General features: G+C 60.3%; 17 protein-coding genes and 1 tRNA gene. 9 read left to right on the top strand and 9 right to left on the bottom strand.

Annotated elements, in window-relative coordinates:
• Positions 1–365: 365 nt before the first annotated feature.
• Positions 366–452 (bottom strand) — tRNA-Leu (locus AC2YB9_RS09085).
• Positions 453–674: 222 nt separating this feature from the next.
• Here AC2YB9_RS09085 and AC2YB9_RS09080 point away from each other — a divergent pair.
• The 4 genes from AC2YB9_RS09080 (at position 675) to AC2YB9_RS09065 (ending at position 3,679) form a co-directional block, all read left to right on the top strand.
• Positions 675–1,211, top strand: coding sequence for a universal stress protein (locus tag AC2YB9_RS09080; RefSeq protein ID WP_487265025.1), 537 nt, complete (start codon positions 675–677; stop codon positions 1,209–1,211).
• Between the two features lie 99 nt (positions 1,212–1,310).
• Complete coding sequence (locus AC2YB9_RS09075; RefSeq protein ID WP_487265024.1) at positions 1,311–2,459, top strand: baeRF3 domain-containing protein; 1,149 nt, start codon at positions 1,311–1,313, stop codon at positions 2,457–2,459.
• Between the two features lie 477 nt (positions 2,460–2,936).
• On the top strand, positions 2,937–3,272 hold the full coding sequence (locus AC2YB9_RS09070) for a hypothetical protein (protein ID WP_487265023.1): 336 nt from the start codon (positions 2,937–2,939) through the stop codon (positions 3,270–3,272).
• Complete coding sequence (locus AC2YB9_RS09065) at positions 3,269–3,679, top strand: PIN domain-containing protein (RefSeq protein WP_487265022.1); 411 nt, start codon at positions 3,269–3,271, stop codon at positions 3,677–3,679. The genes AC2YB9_RS09070 and AC2YB9_RS09065 overlap by 4 nt, the downstream gene beginning before the upstream one ends.
• 602 nt (positions 3,680–4,281) lie before the next feature.
• Here the strand turns inward: AC2YB9_RS09065 and AC2YB9_RS09060 are convergent.
• Entirely contained in the window at positions 4,282–5,556 is a 1,275-nt protein-coding gene (locus AC2YB9_RS09060) for a DUF445 domain-containing protein (protein ID WP_487268590.1), read from the bottom strand.
• A 56-nt stretch (positions 5,557–5,612) separates the two neighbouring features.
• On the opposite strand from AC2YB9_RS09060, the gene ypfJ reads away from it, so the two are divergent.
• From ypfJ to hrpA, 3 genes are read left to right on the top strand one after another with little or no spacing between them, the layout of a single operon-like run.
• Positions 5,613–6,512: a KPN_02809 family neutral zinc metallopeptidase gene (gene ypfJ / locus AC2YB9_RS09055; protein ID WP_487265021.1), complete on the top strand. Its 900-nt coding sequence runs from the start codon at positions 5,613–5,615 to the stop codon at positions 6,510–6,512.
• A 3-nt stretch (positions 6,513–6,515) separates the two neighbouring features.
• Positions 6,516–7,271, top strand: a complete 756-nt coding sequence (locus AC2YB9_RS09050) for a CPBP family intramembrane glutamic endopeptidase (RefSeq protein WP_487265020.1) — start codon at positions 6,516–6,518, stop codon at positions 7,269–7,271.
• Positions 7,268–10,855 (top strand): ATP-dependent RNA helicase HrpA, encoded by a 3,588-nt coding sequence (gene hrpA, locus AC2YB9_RS09045; protein WP_487265019.1) that lies wholly within the window; start codon positions 7,268–7,270, stop codon positions 10,853–10,855. The genes AC2YB9_RS09050 and hrpA overlap by 4 nt, the downstream gene beginning before the upstream one ends.
• Before the next feature lie 131 nt (positions 10,856–10,986).
• Here hrpA and AC2YB9_RS09040 read toward each other — a convergent pair whose 3' ends face one another.
• Positions 10,987–11,349: an FKBP-type peptidyl-prolyl cis-trans isomerase gene (locus AC2YB9_RS09040; RefSeq protein WP_487268589.1), complete on the bottom strand. Its 363-nt coding sequence runs from the start codon at positions 11,347–11,349 to the stop codon at positions 10,987–10,989.
• Positions 11,350–11,687: 338 nt separating this feature from the next.
• Here AC2YB9_RS09040 and AC2YB9_RS09035 point away from each other — a divergent pair, with 338 nt between their 5' ends.
• On the top strand, positions 11,688–12,047 hold the full coding sequence (locus AC2YB9_RS09035; RefSeq protein ID WP_487265018.1) for a zinc-binding dehydrogenase: 360 nt from the start codon (positions 11,688–11,690) through the stop codon (positions 12,045–12,047).
• 57 nt (positions 12,048–12,104) lie between these two features.
• Here the strand turns inward: AC2YB9_RS09035 and AC2YB9_RS09030 are convergent, their stop codons facing one another.
• The 4 genes from AC2YB9_RS09030 to AC2YB9_RS09015 form a co-directional block, all read right to left on the bottom strand.
• A complete protein-coding gene (locus AC2YB9_RS09030) occupies positions 12,105–12,467 on the bottom strand; it encodes a DUF952 domain-containing protein (protein WP_487265017.1) in 363 nt (120 codons plus the stop codon).
• 1 nt (position 12,468) lies between these two features.
• Entirely contained in the window at positions 12,469–12,918 is a 450-nt protein-coding gene (locus tag AC2YB9_RS09025; protein ID WP_487265016.1) for a MarR family winged helix-turn-helix transcriptional regulator, read from the bottom strand.
• Between the two features lie 69 nt (positions 12,919–12,987).
• The gene (locus AC2YB9_RS09020) at positions 12,988–14,220 is read right to left on the bottom strand and encodes an acyl-CoA dehydrogenase family protein (protein WP_487265015.1); all 1,233 of its coding nucleotides are present in this window, start codon (positions 14,218–14,220) and stop codon (positions 12,988–12,990) included.
• Between the two features lie 21 nt (positions 14,221–14,241).
• Positions 14,242–15,555, bottom strand: a complete 1,314-nt coding sequence (locus AC2YB9_RS09015) for an acyl-CoA dehydrogenase family protein (protein WP_487265014.1) — start codon at positions 15,553–15,555, stop codon at positions 14,242–14,244.
• A gap of 176 nt (positions 15,556–15,731) precedes the next feature.
• Here AC2YB9_RS09015 and def point away from each other — a divergent pair, with 176 nt between their 5' ends.
• A complete protein-coding gene (def, locus tag AC2YB9_RS09010; protein WP_487268551.1) occupies positions 15,732–16,346 on the top strand; it encodes a peptide deformylase in 615 nt (204 codons plus the stop codon).
• Positions 16,347–16,371: 25 nt separating this feature from the next.
• Here def and AC2YB9_RS09005 read toward each other — a convergent pair whose 3' ends face one another.
• Both AC2YB9_RS09005 and AC2YB9_RS09000 read right to left on the bottom strand, forming a co-directional pair.
• Positions 16,372–16,635, bottom strand: a complete 264-nt coding sequence (locus AC2YB9_RS09005) for a hypothetical protein (protein ID WP_487268550.1) — start codon at positions 16,633–16,635, stop codon at positions 16,372–16,374.
• A 19-nt stretch (positions 16,636–16,654) separates the two neighbouring features.
• Positions 16,655–17,467 (bottom strand): TrmH family RNA methyltransferase, encoded by an 813-nt coding sequence (locus tag AC2YB9_RS09000; RefSeq protein ID WP_487268549.1) that lies wholly within the window; start codon positions 17,465–17,467, stop codon positions 16,655–16,657.
• Positions 17,468–17,474: the final 7 nt, after the last annotated feature.

Here is a 17,474-nt window from a genome sequence, read left to right as displayed (position 1 = left end):
CACAAGGTGAACACATGTGGGCTTAGCAGCAAGTCGTTGGTCTCCGGAATTCGACGGGTAGGGTCGGCACGATGCCGGTATTCACTGCACCCGAGGTAACCAATCCATAGGGCAGGTCAGGTCGTTCACCAAATCGTGCAGCAGTCTCATCTGTAGGTGGCTTCTGCTGTCGGCAAACTGTTTCACTTTGCCGGAGCAACTGCATCTGTTGATGCTGTTCCAAAACAGGGCCAGTATTGCCGTTTGAAAACAGGGCCATGTGGTTGTGCTTCTAGTGTGCACCGGTCGCGGCTGGCATGTGCTCCCCGGTCGCAAATGCAAAGTGGCCCCGATTGCGTTTCCGCAGTTCAGGGCCACTATCGCTGTGGTGTCCGAGGGGGGACTTGAACCCCCACGCCCTATACGGGCACTAGCACCTCAAGCTAGCGCGTCTACCATTCCGCCACCCGGACCTGCTCGCAAGCGAGCGTTTGTGCAGCCTGAGAAGATTAGCAAACGCTGCGCCAAACTCTTGCATCGACCTCACTCCCCCGCCGGTGAGCGTTCGTACAAGGTGCGCGTGACGGCGATCGTCGGGTGAAAAGACTGGCGACTGTTTTGTAGAAAGTACCGGCGGCACCAACAGCGGGCGACAAGTGGTTGAAGCGGCCCCCGAATACGGCTACGGTCCCGGTATGAGTGACGCTCAGCTAACTGCCCAGTCCGGTACCGCAAGCCAGGACACCTCCGAGCCCGCAGAACCGCAGATTGGTGGCCTTATTGTCGTGGGCGTCGATGGTTCACCGGGCGGCTCAGAAGCGTTGCGGTTCGCTATAACCGAGGCACAATTGCGTGGTGCCGAATTGCACGCCGTGGCTGCGTGGCGCTATCCCGACAGCTACGGCGAACGTCTTGCCCTCCCTACCGACGATGAGCTCGCGACCGCTGCCCACGATGCCCTCGTCGAGACAATCGCGGCAGTCGGTGGGCCGGCAGATGTTGAGGTGAAGCCGGTTGTCAGGGAAGGCCGCGCAGCATTGGTGTTGCTGGAGTCCGCCGCCGACGCCAACCTACTTGTGGTGGGATCTCGCGGTCGTGGCGGTTTCACCGGGTTGTTGCTCGGGTCGGTCAGTCAAAAGTGCATCCAGCACGCCCCATGTCCGGTCGTCGTCATTCCTTCATCCCATCCGGACGATGACGAGACCGCAGAGTCCTCCGAGCGAGGGCACTGAGTGGAACGAATGAGCAGGGCTACGTAAGTCAGCCGGTTTTCCGGCGATCTGCCTACGATGGCCATACCCATCGGGAATCATCGAAACTTAGGAGTTGGCGTGGAACTGTTGAACCGGTCAGACCTTGAGAAGTTGAGTGAACCAGCTCGTGACGGAACGCATGTGTCGCTTTTCGTTCCCACTCACCGCTTCGGCGATCAAGTCGAAACCGATCCGCTTCGTTGGAAGAATCTGCTCTCCGGAGTTGAAACCGAACTGGCATCGCAAGGCCTCGACCGGGCGGCGATAACGAACCTGCTGGCGCCGGCCTGGGAATTGCATCGAGACACTCTTGCCTGGCAGAACATGAGCGGCGGTTTGGCATTCTTTATTCGTCCTGACTGGAATGCCTGTTATCGGCTAGAGGTCGAGGTCCCCGCAATCGCGATGATTGGTGATCGGTTCGTGATGAGCCCGCTGTTGCCCGCCCTTACCGACGATTCTCAGTTCCTCCTTCTCACCGTAAGTCAACGGCGGGTGCGCCTCCTGCGCGGCGACCATGAACGCCTAAGCGAAGTCGAACTCGACAACGTTCCCACTGATTTGCGTGAAATCATGGAGCCGCACGATCCCCGATCCAACACCATGACTCGACCGGTATCACCCAAGGGCGGCCAAGCTGTTTTCTTTGGTCATGGTGCGGCCGACGATCACTTCAAAAAGGATCAAGTACAAGCCTTTATGCAGCAGGTCGCCAACGGCCTCCAAAGCTATCTCGCTGACCAACACCTACCCATGGTCCTAGTTGGCCTCGATGAGATGTTGGCGCTCTACCGCAGCGTCAACCAGTATGCGCATCTCGCGTCCGACGAGGTGCGTTCCAATCCCGATGGTTTGTCGGCCAAACAACTCCACGAAGCTGCCTGGCCGCTAATCAATAAGCAGCTCGAGCTCAAGCGCGACAGCGAAATCAATCGTTTTGATCAGCTGATTGGCACGGGCCGGGCAGCAGACGCCATCGCCGAAATTGAAACGGCTGCACGCGACGGCCGGGTGGAGGTGCTCTTCGTCACCGCAGATCTGTGGACGGCCGAGGGAACGCCGTCAACGCCGCCCGTTGTCTCACTTGGCCGCGATAATCAGTTCAGCGACTGGGAAACGATAGATCGTGCTGCGACTGAGTCCCTCATGCACGATGGTCGCGTCTATTCAGTGCCGGCGAACACGATGCCCGGCAAGACCGGGATAGCAGCAATGTTTCGGTACTGAAAGCACGCAGGGCGGCTTGCTGAGAGCTATAAAATGGGTGAAGCCCCGGGAAGTATGAGTTGAGAGCGGACGTTGTTCGGGCTCTCAACGCTGTACTTGTTGTTGCCTGCTGGGCCATCTTTCCGGGCAATTTCGGCTAGTTCTCACTTTTCAGATGCGCACTGGTTCCTACTATTTCGTGCTGAATTCGCGGGATAAGACGGGGAAATGGCGTACGTCTCAGAACTAGAACCGAAGTCCTGTCGTTTTGCGGCGCGACGGTGGTGTCAATCATTTGTCCATATCGGTCGGCCCTCTGCTGTCTGAGATGGAGTTGTACTTGCCAGCGGCTCGTTCTAGACCGAATCAATATCGCCATGGTGAGCGCACCAAACGGGCCGTCGCCGCTAATGACGAGCGTCTTAGGGAGCATCGCCTGAAAGTGGGATAGTTTTGCGACGTCCCACCGTTGTACACTTAGTGGGAGAAGGAGGCGACATGACCATCATGGCCCGAATGGTTCGCATGGACGCGAAGCGTCGCCCCACTCTGCCCTCGGAATTGCTAGCGGCGGCAGGTATCGCGGTTGGCGAAGATTTGATCGCCTCCACCAGCGGCGACGGGGCTGTCGTCTTGCGCTCTCGCTCTGCGAACCTGCGCCAGATTCGAGATGAGATCACTGCAGGATTTGGGGCTGCGGGTCCTCAGCAGGATGTTCTCTCGCTCCGAGAGGATCGCGACGCCGACGATACTGCACTCGACAAGCGAATGAGGACGGCGTCAGACGATCCTGATGCCGTCGGCGCTGCACTGCTGGCTCGACTCGGCCTGTGAGTGACCGCAAGGCAATCTTGGATGCATCCGCAGTCCTCGCCTGGGTCCTTCGCGACCGAGGCGGCGACGCCGTCGCGAAAGTCCTTCCCTTCGGAATCATCCCGGCGCCGAACCTGACTGAGGTGCTCTACAAGGCTGTCGAGAAGGGATATGCGCAAGGCTCCAATCAATTGCATGGGCTCCTACTGCGAACTGGCCTTGAGGTCGTCAGCATTGAACCGGACGATGCGCTGGTTGCGGCCGATCTGATAATCGACTCGCGAGCAAACACCAAGACTTCTGGCAGCCTCTCACTTGGTGACGGTCTATGTATCGCCGTCGCAATTCGGCTTAATCTGATGCTCGTTGGCGGCGATCAAGAGTGGGAAGCACTAGAGCTCTCGGTGGACTACATGCCGTTCCGGTGATGAATGTGGCGAAGATACGTGTTGAATGAGGCGCAGCTCAAGGACTTTCAAGGCAGCGACGGGACGGTGCCCGATGGCTTTCGAGAGTAGCCGAGCGTTAGACGACGCATCCGTGAAATTGTCCGAAAGTTTGGGGTTAACTGAATTCCCCGTAAACGTCGGACTTCACACCAGTACAATCCATTAGCGTTTCCGCAGGTCAGAATCCTAAGAAAACGGGGAATAAACGAAGCCCCGGGAAGTATGAGTTCCCGGGGCTTCGATTTGAGTGAACGTGATGCTCTCTCTCGATCCCGAAGTGTTCTTCGTTCCCGCCCTGTCTCATCACCGACTGGCTGCCTTTGACTTGCGTCGCTGGCCGTGGGTCCGAATCCTTCTTCGTTCCCGCATTTCCCGAAGGAACTGCGTAGGTCATTTCTATCCCGTACTCACGTCGGACGCAAGAGCTTTTGCGAAGTATTTCGGCTGTTTTCGAACATTCTTCCGGCTATCCACAGGACCGTGCGTGTCACCCACAGGAATGGAAAAGTTGTGCACATGTTGTCCACACCTTGGGGACAAAGTCTCTAGTGAGGGTTCAGGAACGAACCGGCACCCGCAGCTCAGAGCAACGTCGAAATGGTATGAATCGCGAGCCCGGCGAGCCCGCCGACAACGGTTCCGTTGATCCGAATGAACTGAAGATCTCGGCCCACATGCAATTCGATTCGTTGAGCGGTCTCCTTGCCGTCCCATCGATCTACCGTCGCCGAGATGACGGTGGCGAGTTCATTGCCGTAATTGTTGACGACATATGCAGCTGCATCGGCGAGCAGGCCATCAGCGCGAGCGGAGAACTCAGTGTCGTCGATGAGTCGGCTGCCAAGCGCATGGAGTTCTTCCGTGCTGCGCCGACGGAGCAGCCCATCTGGATCCTGCAGCGAACCGATCAGCGCACGGCGCAACGCGTCCCATAGAGCGATCGATGTTGTCGAGACCCGTGGCTGGGCCAACAGCCTTGCCTTGAGTCGTTCAGCGCGTTCCATGGTGTGCTGATCATGTTGCAGATCCTCGGCGAGCTCGACCAACATACGGTCGAGCGCGTTCCTGGCTGGATGTTCCGGATTGTCACGGATGTCAGCGACCCACGAGAGTGCCTCAAGGTGTATCCGGTCAATGACCTTTTCATCGAGCCATTTTGGTGTCCATCGCGGTGCCCGTTGACCCACGATCCGGGCAAAGTCCGCTTCGTTCTCGAGCAGCCAGCGATACATCTCGCTCACACCCAGATCGATGAATCCACGGTGCGCGTTGTCGCGGAGCACCTCGGCCAAGAGCTGTCCAACGGTTGCGCTCAGTGGCTCTTCGCGAAGTCGCGGAATCAGTGCCTCGTCGATAACTGCTGCGACATCGCTCTCCTTAATGTGTGCGAGTGCGTCGGACAGAATCTTGGATCCTTCCTTGATTGCCCGTTCACTACGCCCCTCGCTGAGCAGCCATTCGCCGGCGCGTTTGGCTGCCTCAGCGGTTCGGATCCGTTCGCGTACGACGGGTTCGGACAGAAAATTGTCCGTGACGAATTCCTGCAGACTCTCCCCGAGTGCAGCCTTACGATTGGGGATGATCGCGGTATGCGGGATCGGCAAACCCAGCGGATGACGGAACAAGGCCGTGACCGCAAACCAATCTGCGATCGCACCGACCATGGCGGCTTCGGCCGCCGAGTTCACATACGCCCACCCGCCGTCGTGATTGCGGGTCAGCACGAAGATGATCGCGGCGAGCAGCAACAGCGATACCGCCAACGTACGCATACGTCTCAGCCCATGGCGGCGAACGACATCCCCTTCGGACATACCGGCGGGGACGGCGAACGATTCGGCGGCAGAATTAGACATCACCCGCGAAGATTAGCGGCATAGCTCGAAGCGAGCTCCTGCGTAGACTGCTGCCCATGAGTTTCAACGACAATGCGCACCTGGACACCAGCCAGGTGACAGGTGGTGGCAGCAACCGCGGCGGCGTCATTGCTGGTGGTGGGGTGGGCACCATCATCGTCATCATTTTGGGTCTGTTGTTCGGCGGCGATCTCACTGGCGGTAGCGGATCTGTCTTCGACACCAGCCAGATCCAGTCGCAAGGCACCAACGCCTCGAGCGTCGACTTCTCCCAATGCAAGACCGGCGCAGACGCCAACCGTGACGACACCTGCCGCATCATCGGCACGGTCAACAGCGTGCAGAACTACTGGCGTGATGCACTCTCCCAGCAGACCAACGTGCAATATCAGGACGTCAAAACCGTCATCTACAGCGGCGCAACCCAGTCAGCATGTGGTCAGGCCTCCAATAACACCGGGCCGTTCTATTGCCCGTCCGATCAACGGGTCTATATCGATCCGACCTTCATGCAGCTGCTCTCCAGCGACTACGGCAGCTCCGGCGGAGCACTTGGGCAGGAATATGTGATTGCCCACGAGTACGGCCACCACGTCCAAGACCAATTGGGCATTCTGCGCAAATACCAAGACGGCCAGACCGGTGCGACTAGCAACAGCGTCCGTACCGAACTGCAGGCTGACTGGTTTGCCGGCATCTGGGCCCATCATGCGGCGACAACCAAGGATTCTGAAGGAAGCACATTGCTCAAGTCCTTGACCGACAAGGACATCAAAGATGCGCTGTCGGCTGTTGCGTCAGTTGGCGATGACCACATCCAGTCGACGATGGGTGGCGGGGTCAACCAAGACAGCTGGACCCACGGCTCAAGTGCCGAGCGCGAGCGCTGGTTCACCAACGGCTATCGCAGTGGCGAACTGCAGCAGTGTGACACCTTCAGCGCAAGTCGGCTCTAAGTCATGACTCAGGGCGTACGCAGGCTTCGGCTCGAGATTTGGCTCGTACTCGGGCTCTCACTCGGCCAGTCCGCGGTCTATGCCTTCGTGGCACTCGTCGGGGCGTTAACGTCATCGAAGGGACTCACCAATTCGACCGCGACGCTGAATTCCTCGCAGAGCAAGCGCGAGTATTTCGACTTGACTTACCAGTTGCTGACCAATGGATTCGCACTCGTACCAGTCGCGCTGGCGCTCTATCTGCTGGCACTTGACCACACCACGACACCGGTGGCCCAGCGGCTCGGCCTTGGTCTGGATCAGCCGGGACGAGATTTTCTCTGGGGTATGGGTCTGGCCGCGATCATCGGCTTGCCCGGCCTGCTCATCTACTTCAAGGGTCGGTCAATCGGGGTCAGCGCCGAGGTCGTTTCCAGCGGCTTGCAGCAATATTGGTGGACCATCCCGATCCTGATCCTGGCCGCCGCGCGCAACGCGATCGTCGAGGAAGTCATCGTGGTTGGCTTCCTCATGACGCGGCTGCGCGAGTTCCGCTGGGGGGTTCCCGCCATCATCGCAACGAGCGCGCTGTTGCGCGGCAGCTACCACCTGTATCAGGGCTTCGGCCTCGCCTTCGGCAACGTCATCATGGGCGTCGTGTACGGCTACTGGTTCCACCGAACGAAGCGCGTTTTGCCGCTGGTTATCGCGCACACGTTGATCGATATCGTTGAGTTTGTGGGCTACCAAATGTTCGCCGATAAACTCGGACTGCGATGAAACTGACTTTTGACGATGCTCTGCCGATCAGCGCCCGCCGCCGGGACATTGCTGCGGCGATCGACGGCCATCAGGTCGTCGTCATTGCTGGCGAGACTGGCTCGGGCAAGACGACCCAGCTGCCCAAAATTGCCGTCGAACTCGGTCGAACCAGGATCGCTCACACCCAACCGCGCAGGATCGCCGCGCGGTCTGTCGCCCAACGTATCGCCGACGAATGCGACGTCACACTTGGCGAAGAAGTTGGTTATGCCGTCCGGTTTGACGATCGCACCAGCGGCTCGACCGCGATCAAATTAATGACCGACGGCCTCCTGCTGGCCGAGATCAACCGCGATCGCAATCTGTCCCGCTACGACACCGTCATCATCGACGAGGCGCATGAGCGCTCCCTCGCAATCGACTTCTTGCTCGGCTACCTCAAGACGCTGCTCCCCCGCCGTCCCGATCTTAAGGTCATCATTACATCGGCGACAATCGACGTTGAACGATTCGCTGCGATGTTCGATGCGCCAGTCATTGAGGTCAGCGGTCGTACGTTCCCTGTCGAGATCCGCTACCGGCCTCTGGCCGAACGTGACGACGGCGATTATCTGTCCGCGATCCATGACGCGGTTAGTGAGTTGCCACGCGACGGCGACATTTTGGTGTTTCTGTCCGGCGAACGCGAGATCCGTGATGCGACCGAATTCCTTGAGAGCCGGCATTATCCACGCACCGAGGTATTGCCGCTCTATGGTCGCCTGTCGGCCCACGACCAACAGAAGATCTTCAGCAGCCACAGCGGCCGGCGCATCATCCTGTCCACTAACGTCGCCGAAACCTCACTAACCGTCCCGGGCATCCGCTACGTCATAGACCCCGGGCTGGCCCGCATCTCGCGCTATAGCCAGCGGCTCAAGGTTCAGCGGCTGCCAATCGAGGCGGTCTCGCAGGCCAGCGCCAATCAGCGCGCTGGTCGTTGTGGCCGAGTTGCCGACGGCATCTGCATACGTCTATATGCCGAGGATGACTTCAACGGTCGACCTGAATTCACCGACCCAGAGATTCTGCGGACCAATCTTGCTTCGGTACTGCTCCAGATGGCGTCGCTGGATCTGGGCGACATACGGCGGTTCCCGTTCCTTGATCCGCCCGAGGGCCGGGCTATCGCCGACGGCACCAATCTGTTGCGCGAACTCGGGGCGCTGAGCGGTACGGGGCTGTCCAAGATCGGCCGGCAACTTTCTGCCTTGCCCGTTGACCCCAAACTCGGCCGTATGTTGTTGGCCGCCGACCGACTCGGTTGCTTGGCCGATGTCCTGGTCATCGTGTCGGGCATGTCGATCCAAGATCCGCGCGAACGCCCGTTGGAGCAGCAGCAGGCCGCGGATCTGATGCACAAACGCTTCGTCCAGCCAGACTCGGACTTCCTGTCATATCTGTCGCTGTGGACATATTTGCGCGACCAACGGGCCGCGTTGTCGCATAGCAAGTTCCGCAAACAGTGCAAGGCAGAATTCCTGCACTACGTCCGTATCCGCGAATGGCATGACGTGCACTCCCAACTCCGCCAAACCGCCAAAGAGCTCAAGCTGCGACCCGGCGCGATCGGCGCTGCACCGGACCTCGTACATCAGGCGTTGCTCGAAGGGCTGCTGTCCCACATCGGCCTGAAAGATACCGATGGTCGCGAGTATGCCGGCGCCCGCAATGCCCGATTCATGGTCTTTCCCGGCTCCGGACTTGCCAAGAAGCCGCCGCGCTGGCTCATGGCCGGCGAACTCGTCGAAACCTCACGACTGTGGGCGCGCACGAATGCCAAGATCCAACCCGAATGGATCGAAAAGGCCGCGACCCACATTTCAAAGCGATCCCACAGCGAGCCACATTGGTCAATCAAGCGCGGCGCGGTGATGGCACGCGAGAAGGTGACCGTCTATGGCCTGCCGGTCGTGGTTGATCGGCTCGTCACCTACAGCTCGATCGACCCCGTGGTCTCGCGCGAACTCTTCATCCGGCACGCCCTCGTCCAGGGCGAGTGGAAGACCAATCAGCGGTTTTTCACCCACAACCGTGCGCTCCGCGAGGAGATCGATGAGTTGGAGGACCGCGTCCGGCGACACGATCTGCGGGTCGACGATGAGACGTTGTATGAGTTCTATGACCTGCGGGTTGGCGCCGAGGCTGTCTCGGCGCGCCATTTTGACACCTGGTGGAAACAGGCACGTCGCCAAGATCCGGATCTGCTCACGCTGACGCAGGAGAAATTGTTGCGCGACGGCGCGGCCGCGGATGTGGAAGCGGAGTTCCCGCGCGAATGGCGTTCAGAGACCGCGTCCTATCCGCTGACATACGCCTTTGAACCTGGCACGGCGCAGGACGGTGTCACCGTCGATGTGCCGCTCGCCGAATTGAGCTCGGTCAAGGCAGCCGATTTTGCCTGGAGCGTCCCCGGTCATCGCGAAGAGCTGATCGCCGAACTCATCCGGTCACTGCCCAAGCGGCTACGTCGAAACTTCGTACCCGCACCCGAACATGCCCGAACCCTCCTCGGGCGACTCGAACCTGGCAGCGGGGATGTCACCGAGGAACTGGCTCGCCAGATGCGGCTGCTTAACGGGACGGTCGTGCATACCGACGATTTCGATTGGGCATCGTTGCCTGAACACCTCAGGATCCGGTTCCGTGTCATCGACGGCGACAAAGAGTTAGCGACGGGCAAGGATCTCGACGCGCTCCGAACCCAGTTGCGACCATATTTGCGCAAGGATCTGCGCAAAGTCGCTGCCAAGCGTGAACGCACCGGCATCACAGCGTGGGACGTCGGCACGATCCAATCGTCGATCGACGTTGGGCAGGCAACCGGCTACCCCGCACTCGTTGAGGATGGTGCCAGCGTGGCGCTGCGTGTCCTCGATGGCCGCGTTGAACAGCGAGCGGCGATGATTCGTGGACAGGCGCGGTTGTTGGCGCTCACCGGCCCGTCGCCAGTGACAAATATCGCCAAGCATCTCGATCTGACCGCAAAATTGACGCTCGCCACCGGACCATATGCCGACGGCGCAACGTTGATCGACGATTGCTATCTGACCGCGCTGGACAGTCTCGTCGTTCAGCATGGCGGGCCGGTGTGGGACGAGACCGCATTTGCCGCGCTGCGCGAGAAGATCCGTCCCGATGCTTATGACGTGACCGAGGCGACGGTGCACGCCGCGGTTAAGACCCTCAAAGCACTAGGCGAGATTACGGTAGATGGCTCCGAGGCTGGCGATGACGTCCGGGTGCAGCTGTCGTGGCTGATTTATCCCGGCTTCATCCGGGACGCCGGTGTTGATGCCATGCGGCGGTTGCCGCTCTATCTGGAAGCAGCGCGCCGCAGATTGTCGACGCCGACGTCAGCCGAGGTGTATTCCGTGCAGGACCTTGAGGCGCGGTTCCAAACACATACCGCCGCCCTCCCGCCGCTGGCCCGACTCGATCCGAGCGTTCAACATGTCCGGTGGGCATTGGAGGAATTACGACTGAGCATGTTCGCGCAGAATCTGCGGGCAGCATTCCCCGTCAGCATCAAGCGCGTGACCGCTCTCGTCGACGCCCTCTGACCCGATCATCCCCCGCCCAAATCCACGAGTGGCGCAGGTTTGTGAACGAGTGGCGCAGATTCGGGGAAATTTGCCAAGAAAAACACCGAATCTGCGCCACTCGCGAGGTCGTTGCGCGGCTTGGGTTGGGGTCAGCTGACGCCGAGTAGGTCGATCACGAAGATCAAGGTCTTGCCCGACAATCGGTGTCCGCCACCAACTGGACCGTAGGCCAGATGCGGCGGCGCAATGATCTGGCGACGACCGCCGACCTTCATGCCGGGGATGCCTTCTTGCCATGCCCGGATGAGTTGATTGAGCGGGAAGTTGGCCGATTGGCCGCGATTCCACGAGGAGTCAAACTCTTCGCCGCTGTCAAATTCGACGCCGACGTAGTGCACGTCGACGACGCCGCCGGCAACCGCCTCGGGGCCGTCGCCCACGATGACGTCGGAGATTTGGAGTTCGGTGGGCGCGTCGCCACCCTGGAAGTCGATTTCTGGCTTTTCTGTCATGTCTTCAATCCTGTCATATGGCCGCGCCTGATAGAACTGTCCGTATGCGTGCAGCCGTTCTCCATGGCCCCCCGTGACATCCACCTCGCCGATGGTTGCCAAGGCGAGTACGTACGCGTGCCGCAGGCCGACGGCACGCTCGTTGCCACACCAGCACAACCTGATCAGTCCATGATCCCGCATTTGTTGGCGCTCGCCGATGTGTTCCCAACCGGCCATCACGCCACAATGTCGGTGGGCGTAACGGCCGGCAGCACCGTCGCGGTTGTCGGCGATGGGGCAGTCGGACTTAGCGGGTCCTTGCTGCCAAACGCCTCGGTGCTGCCCGCGTCGTGGCGATGTCACGGCATGAGGATCGCCAGCAGGTCGCGCGGGATTTTGGTGCCGACGAGATTATCGCCGAACGCGGCAAGGATGGTGCCAAAGCCATACGCGAACTGCTCGACGGGATCGGCGCGGACTTCGTGCTCGAGTGTGTAGGAACCAAGAACAGCATGAATCAAGCGGTGATGTGCGCTCGTCCAGGTGGGCGGATCGGCTATGTCGGTGTTCCGCACGGTGTGGAGCTCAATATCCCGGCAATGTTCGGGCGCAATCAAGGCATCGCCGGCGGTGTTGCCCCGGTGCGCAGCTATCTCGATGAACTGCTCCCCGAGGTCCTGGCCGGCACGCTGCAGGCGGGTCGAGATTTGATCTGACGCTGCCCTTAGACCGCGTCACTGACGCCTATCAGGCGATGGACGAGCGCACCGCGATCAAATCGATGCTGGCAATGTAGGCAACTGCCAGCTGCCAGCCGCATCTCGTGTCAGTGGTCGAGTCTCGACCACCGCTGTGCAGTTGAGCGCACCATAGATGTGCGGGAAGCTGAGCACCGCGCCAGGCACCTCATCGAACTGCCATGGCGATGTCAGCAGCTCGGTGTCAACCACCAGCACGGTCAGTGCTTCATTCACGTCCGTGTAGTAGCGGTCCAGCACCGCTGCGGCCTGCGAGTCCCGCGACAGGTGGATGAATCCCTCCTGCTCGAGCGTCAGACCAACCGTGGACGTCGTGTAAGCCCCGGCCGTCTGGGCCGCACGCCAGTCCGATTCGGTCGCGATATGAAAGATGAACATCTCAATCGATCGGTGTGTGTTCAGCAGCGTCATTGAAGCGCGTCAGGTTAGCGGCGAACCCGAGCCGCTCGGCTTCGGTCCAATCAGCCAAGCGTTCGGACAGCCAACTGTGTGTCCGTTGGCGGATCGCGGTGATCTTCGAACGTGCCTGCGTGGTAGTTCGGAGCAACTGAGCCCGACCGTCGCTGAGGTCGGGGATGCGTTCGACCAACCCGAGTCGCTCCAGTGCGGCGGTGCCGCGGCTGATGGTCGACTTGTGAACGCTGAATAATTCGGCCAGATCCGTGCCGCGGATGCCTTCGTCCGCGTCATGGATTGCGTGCAGCAATAAGTATCCGCTGTAGTCGAGCGCCGGGTCGATTTCGGCGGCCAGTCGCAATCCGCGTACACGGGAGCGCCGGATCAACCGGGTCAACTGATGATCGACGTCATCGGGGAGATACTCGTCCACATACCCATCGTAACGACGAAAGGGCGCCGCCCGGTTAGGACGACACCCCTCAATCGAGTACGAATCAGATCATTTGAGCGCAGCGGAGGAAAGTCCGAGCAGCCGACGCGCCACGATCAGCTGCTGGATCTGCTGGGTGCCCTCAAAGATGTCAAGAATCTTCGAGTCGCGCGCCCACTTCTCGAGGAAGGAGTGTTCGCTGTAACCCATCGTGCCCGCGAGATCGACGCAACGCAGCGTAATGTCGTTGCCGACGCGGCCCGCTTTGGCCTTCGACATTGAGGCTTCCATTGAGTTGGCCTTGCGGTTATCGGCCAACCATGCCGCCTGCAGCGTCAGCAACAGGCTGGCTTCCCAGTCTGCTTCCATCTGGATGTAGGTTGCGGCGGCGTGCGACTGACTATTGATCGGCACGTCATAGTCGACCGGCACGCCGGCCTCATCCAAGATTTCCTTCATGAGCTCCAGCGAGGCGCGGGCACAACCGACGGCCATACCGGCCACCATCGGGCGGGTGTTGTCGAAGGTCGCCATCGCACCGGCAAAACCTTCCTTCGGATCAACATTTGGGTCGCCAAGCAGATTGGACTCGTGAACGCGGCAGTTGTCGAGCACAATCACGGCCGTGTCGGAAGCCCGGATACCAAGCTTGTGCTCAAGCCGTTCGACCCGGATTCCCGGTGTGTCCTTGGCGACCACGAATGATTTGATCGCAGCCCGGCCAAGTTTCTTGTCCAAGGTCGCCCAGACAACAACCGAGTCCGAGCGTTCACCCGAGGTGACGAAGATCTTCTCGCCGTTCAGGACGTAATACTCGCCGTCTTTGGTTGCCGTCGTCTGGATCGCGCCGGAGTCCGACCCAGTTGACGGCTCAGTGATTGCCATCGACGCCCAGGTGCCCTTGTAACGCTCAAGTTGCTCGTCGGTGGCGACCGAGGCGATCGCCGAGTTGCCGAGCCCTTGGCGTGGCATTGTGAGTAAGAGGCCGACATCGCCCCAGCACATCTCGATGACCGACAAGACCGACGACATATTAGCGCCGTTCTTGACCTTGTTCTTGTCCTTCGAGGACTTGCCTTCGCTCTCGGTGCCATCGCGGCGAACACCGGTCGCGCCAGCGCCCTGGCCTTGGCCCGAGTCGCCCATACCGTCGACCAGCGCGGCAAGTGCGTCGAGCTCCTTCGGGTAGGCGTGCTCGGCAAGGTCGTACTTGCGCGAATTGGTGCGCAGAAAACTGTCGGCGACCTGATTGGCCTGGCCGATAAACGCGCGGAACTTGCGGGGAGTTTCGAGATTGATCATGGGTTATGTCCTCTCCACCCCTCAAACGAGGAGTGTGCCTTCCATGACGCTGACGGCGCGCAGATCGCGATACCAACGTTCGACCGGATGTTCTTTGACGAAGCCGTGGCCACCGAGTAGCTGCACGCCGTCGGTACCGATCTGCATTCCGTACTCGCTGGTGAGACGACGCGCGAGCGCAACCTCACGGGCATAGTCGAGGCCCTGCTCGGCGCGTGATGCCGCCTTGTAGGTCACCAGCCGCATGCCTTCGAGCTCGATCGCGATGTTAGCGACCATAAATGCGACTGCTTGGCGGTTGGCGATCGGTTCGCCGAACGCCGTGCGGGTCTTGACGTACTCAGACACATAGTCGAGCACTGATTTGGCGGTGCCCAGCGCAAGCGAGGCCCAAGCCAGGCGGCCGAGGCGCACACATTCGCGGTAGTCATCGACTGAACCGTCACCAAGCAGCGCATCGGCGGGCACCGTGACCTCGTTGAGCACGAGTCGGCTGAGTCCTGCGGCGCGCAGACCCATCGACGGATCTGCCTCGATGCTGATGCCCTTGGTGCTCGACTCGATCAGGAACAGCGCCGGTTTGCCATCGAGCTTGGCGCCGACAATGAACAATTCAGCTTCGGCGCCGCGTACGACGGCCGATTTGAGCCCGTTGAGGGTGTAACCATCACTTGTTTTGACGGCTTCGGTCTGAAGCACGAACGGATCGAAGAGCGCACGTGGCTCGGCAATCGTGAGTGCGGCGACTGGAATGTCGTCACTGGCGAAAGACGGTAGATAAGTCTCCTGCTGCGAGGCCGAACCCCAGAGCGAGATAGCGGTGGCGACTGCCGCCGGTGCGAGACAGGCGACGGCTTGTCCCATGTCACCCGCCGCAAGTGCCTCGTTGACGAGCACGCCGGTGACCGTGGAGCGATCTTCGGACAACCCGCCGAGCGCTTCGGGGATGTTGAGCAGCGTCAGACCGAATTCGCTAGTCTGCGCCAGAACCGCTTGGGGAGTGTCGTTCGTCTTCTCCGCAGCTTCTGCGCCAGGTCGAAGCACTTCGGTCGCAAAGTCGTTGATGACCGCGACGATCATCTGCTGATCCTCGGTGGGGGCAAGATCAAAGACCCCAGAGTCGGAGCTTTTCGAAAGCCGCGTGGGCTTACCTGACGACGTAGCGCGCTTGAAGCTGCGATTTGCAGCTCCCGCGGTACGGAAGCCTGCCTTGCTGCCGTGATAGATGGCTCGCTCTGTTGACTTGCGCAAACCGAGGCGGTCAATTGCGGGCATGCTCGCGATGCGATTCAACACATGCAAGCCCATGCCCATGGGATCTTTGCGATTGGACACAAGGACTCCTAGAAGAAATGGGTGGGGCCGAATTGGCGCCCACTGGTTCTTAAAGTGTAACTCCGAGTTGCATTTTCGGGAATCACGACCGGCTGTGGCCTCGCTCACGCACTGCTGCCGTCATGCTGCCACAGGCGTTCGATAAACTTTCGCGAATCGAAAACTTAGGAGTTCGTGTGTCTGCGACACAGTCCAAGCCACTGCCCGACGGCGGTGCGGTGCGACCCATCACGCGATGGGGCGCCGCGGTCATGCATCAGGAGTTGGCTGATGTCGTTTCATACGACGCCGACTTGCTGACGCTGGTCAAAGACATGGTGGCAACGATGTATGCCGCACAGGGTGTCGGGCTCGCGGCCAACCAGGTTGGCGAAGCAGTCAAGGTGTTCGTGTTCGACTGCCCCGACGATGATGGCAACCGGATCACCGGGGTCGTATGCAATCCGGTTCTCAGCCTTCCTGAGGGCCGCGATCGCGAGCTGGAGGAAGATGACGAAGGCTGTCTTTCCCTGCCCGGAGCGTTCATGGCCTGCGCCCGGCCCGATCGTTCTCACGTCAGCGGCACCGATCACATTGGCGAACCGGTCGAATTCGACGGCACCGGTCTGCTGGCGCGCTGCCTCCAGCATGAGACCGATCATCTGTTCGGCACGGTGTTTGGCGACCGGCTCCCCGAACGTGCCCGCAAGAAGCTCTACAAGCAGCACAAGCAACTCGCCCCGGACTACCCAGCCGACTGGCCCGTTTCGCCAAAGTTCGGCGAGGATGTCGGCCCCGACCGCGACTACTGATCCAATAGGTTCGGCCGCTCAGGCCCTAGGCAGCGGCCTGGCGTTCGGCGTCCGTGTCCCAGGAAGCAATGCGCTCATGTGCATCGATTGGCGAAAGTCCGGTCCCGGCCCGCAATAGCTTGACCGCACGGCGGAACTTGCGCCGTTCAACGAGTCCTGAGATCTCTGTCACTGCTGCCTGATTGAGCCGACGGATCGGTCGTTTCTTCGAGTGTTTGTGCACCCACCATGCATACGCCATACCGATCAGCAGGCCAGCCAGCGCAGTCTGCGCCCAGAGGGGAACCATACGAGCAGTCTAGGGGCTCTCAGCTGGAGCGATGTCGTTGCAGTTCCCAGCAGGCGACGGCGACCGAGGACGCAACGTTGAGCGAGTCGATCTCTGGCGCCATCGGAATCTTGACCCGGTAGTCCGCTCCAAGCGTCCAATGCGGCGTTAACCCGTGGCCCTCTGAACCAACGATCAGCGCGGCCTTCGGAAGGTCGCTAGGGATGTCCTGCAGCTCGATCGAATCGGCCGACAGCGTCATTGCCAACGTGGTGAAGCCCGCGTCTCGAAGCAACTGTGGAGCGGCGTACCAGTCGTCGATCCGTGCATACGGTAGCCAGAACACTGAGCCCATCGACACTTTGATCGCGCGCCGGTAGAGCGGATCGGCGCAACGCGGCGACAGGAGTATGGCATCAAAGCCGAGCGCCGCGGCAGCGCGGAAGGCACTGCCAACATTGGTGTGATCCATGAGGTCTTCCAGCACCACGACGCGGCGCGCTCCGCTGAGCACCGATTCCGGTGATGGGAGTTCGGGCCGTTCGAGCGCGGCCAGAGCACCGCGGTGAACATGAAATCCGGTTAAGGTTTCGAGCGTCGCCTCGGACAAAACGAAACATTCGACATCCGTGCGATCCAGCTGATCTTTGAGCGAGTCGAACCAGCGCGGGGACATCAGGAAAGAGCGCGGTGCATTGCCCGCGTCCAATGCCCGTCGAATAACCTTTTCGCCCTCGGCCAAGAAGATGCCACGTTCAGTCTCCAATAACTTGCGCAGGTGGACATCGCGCAAGTCGACATAATCGTGAAGTCGGGGATCGTGCGCGTCGGACACTTCTACGATCTGGGCCACCGGGCTA

The organism is Aeromicrobium changchenzhani, assembly GCF_057586615.1.
Note: the sequence above shows the minus strand (reverse complement) of the source record. Positions and strands in the feature narration are given on the sequence as shown.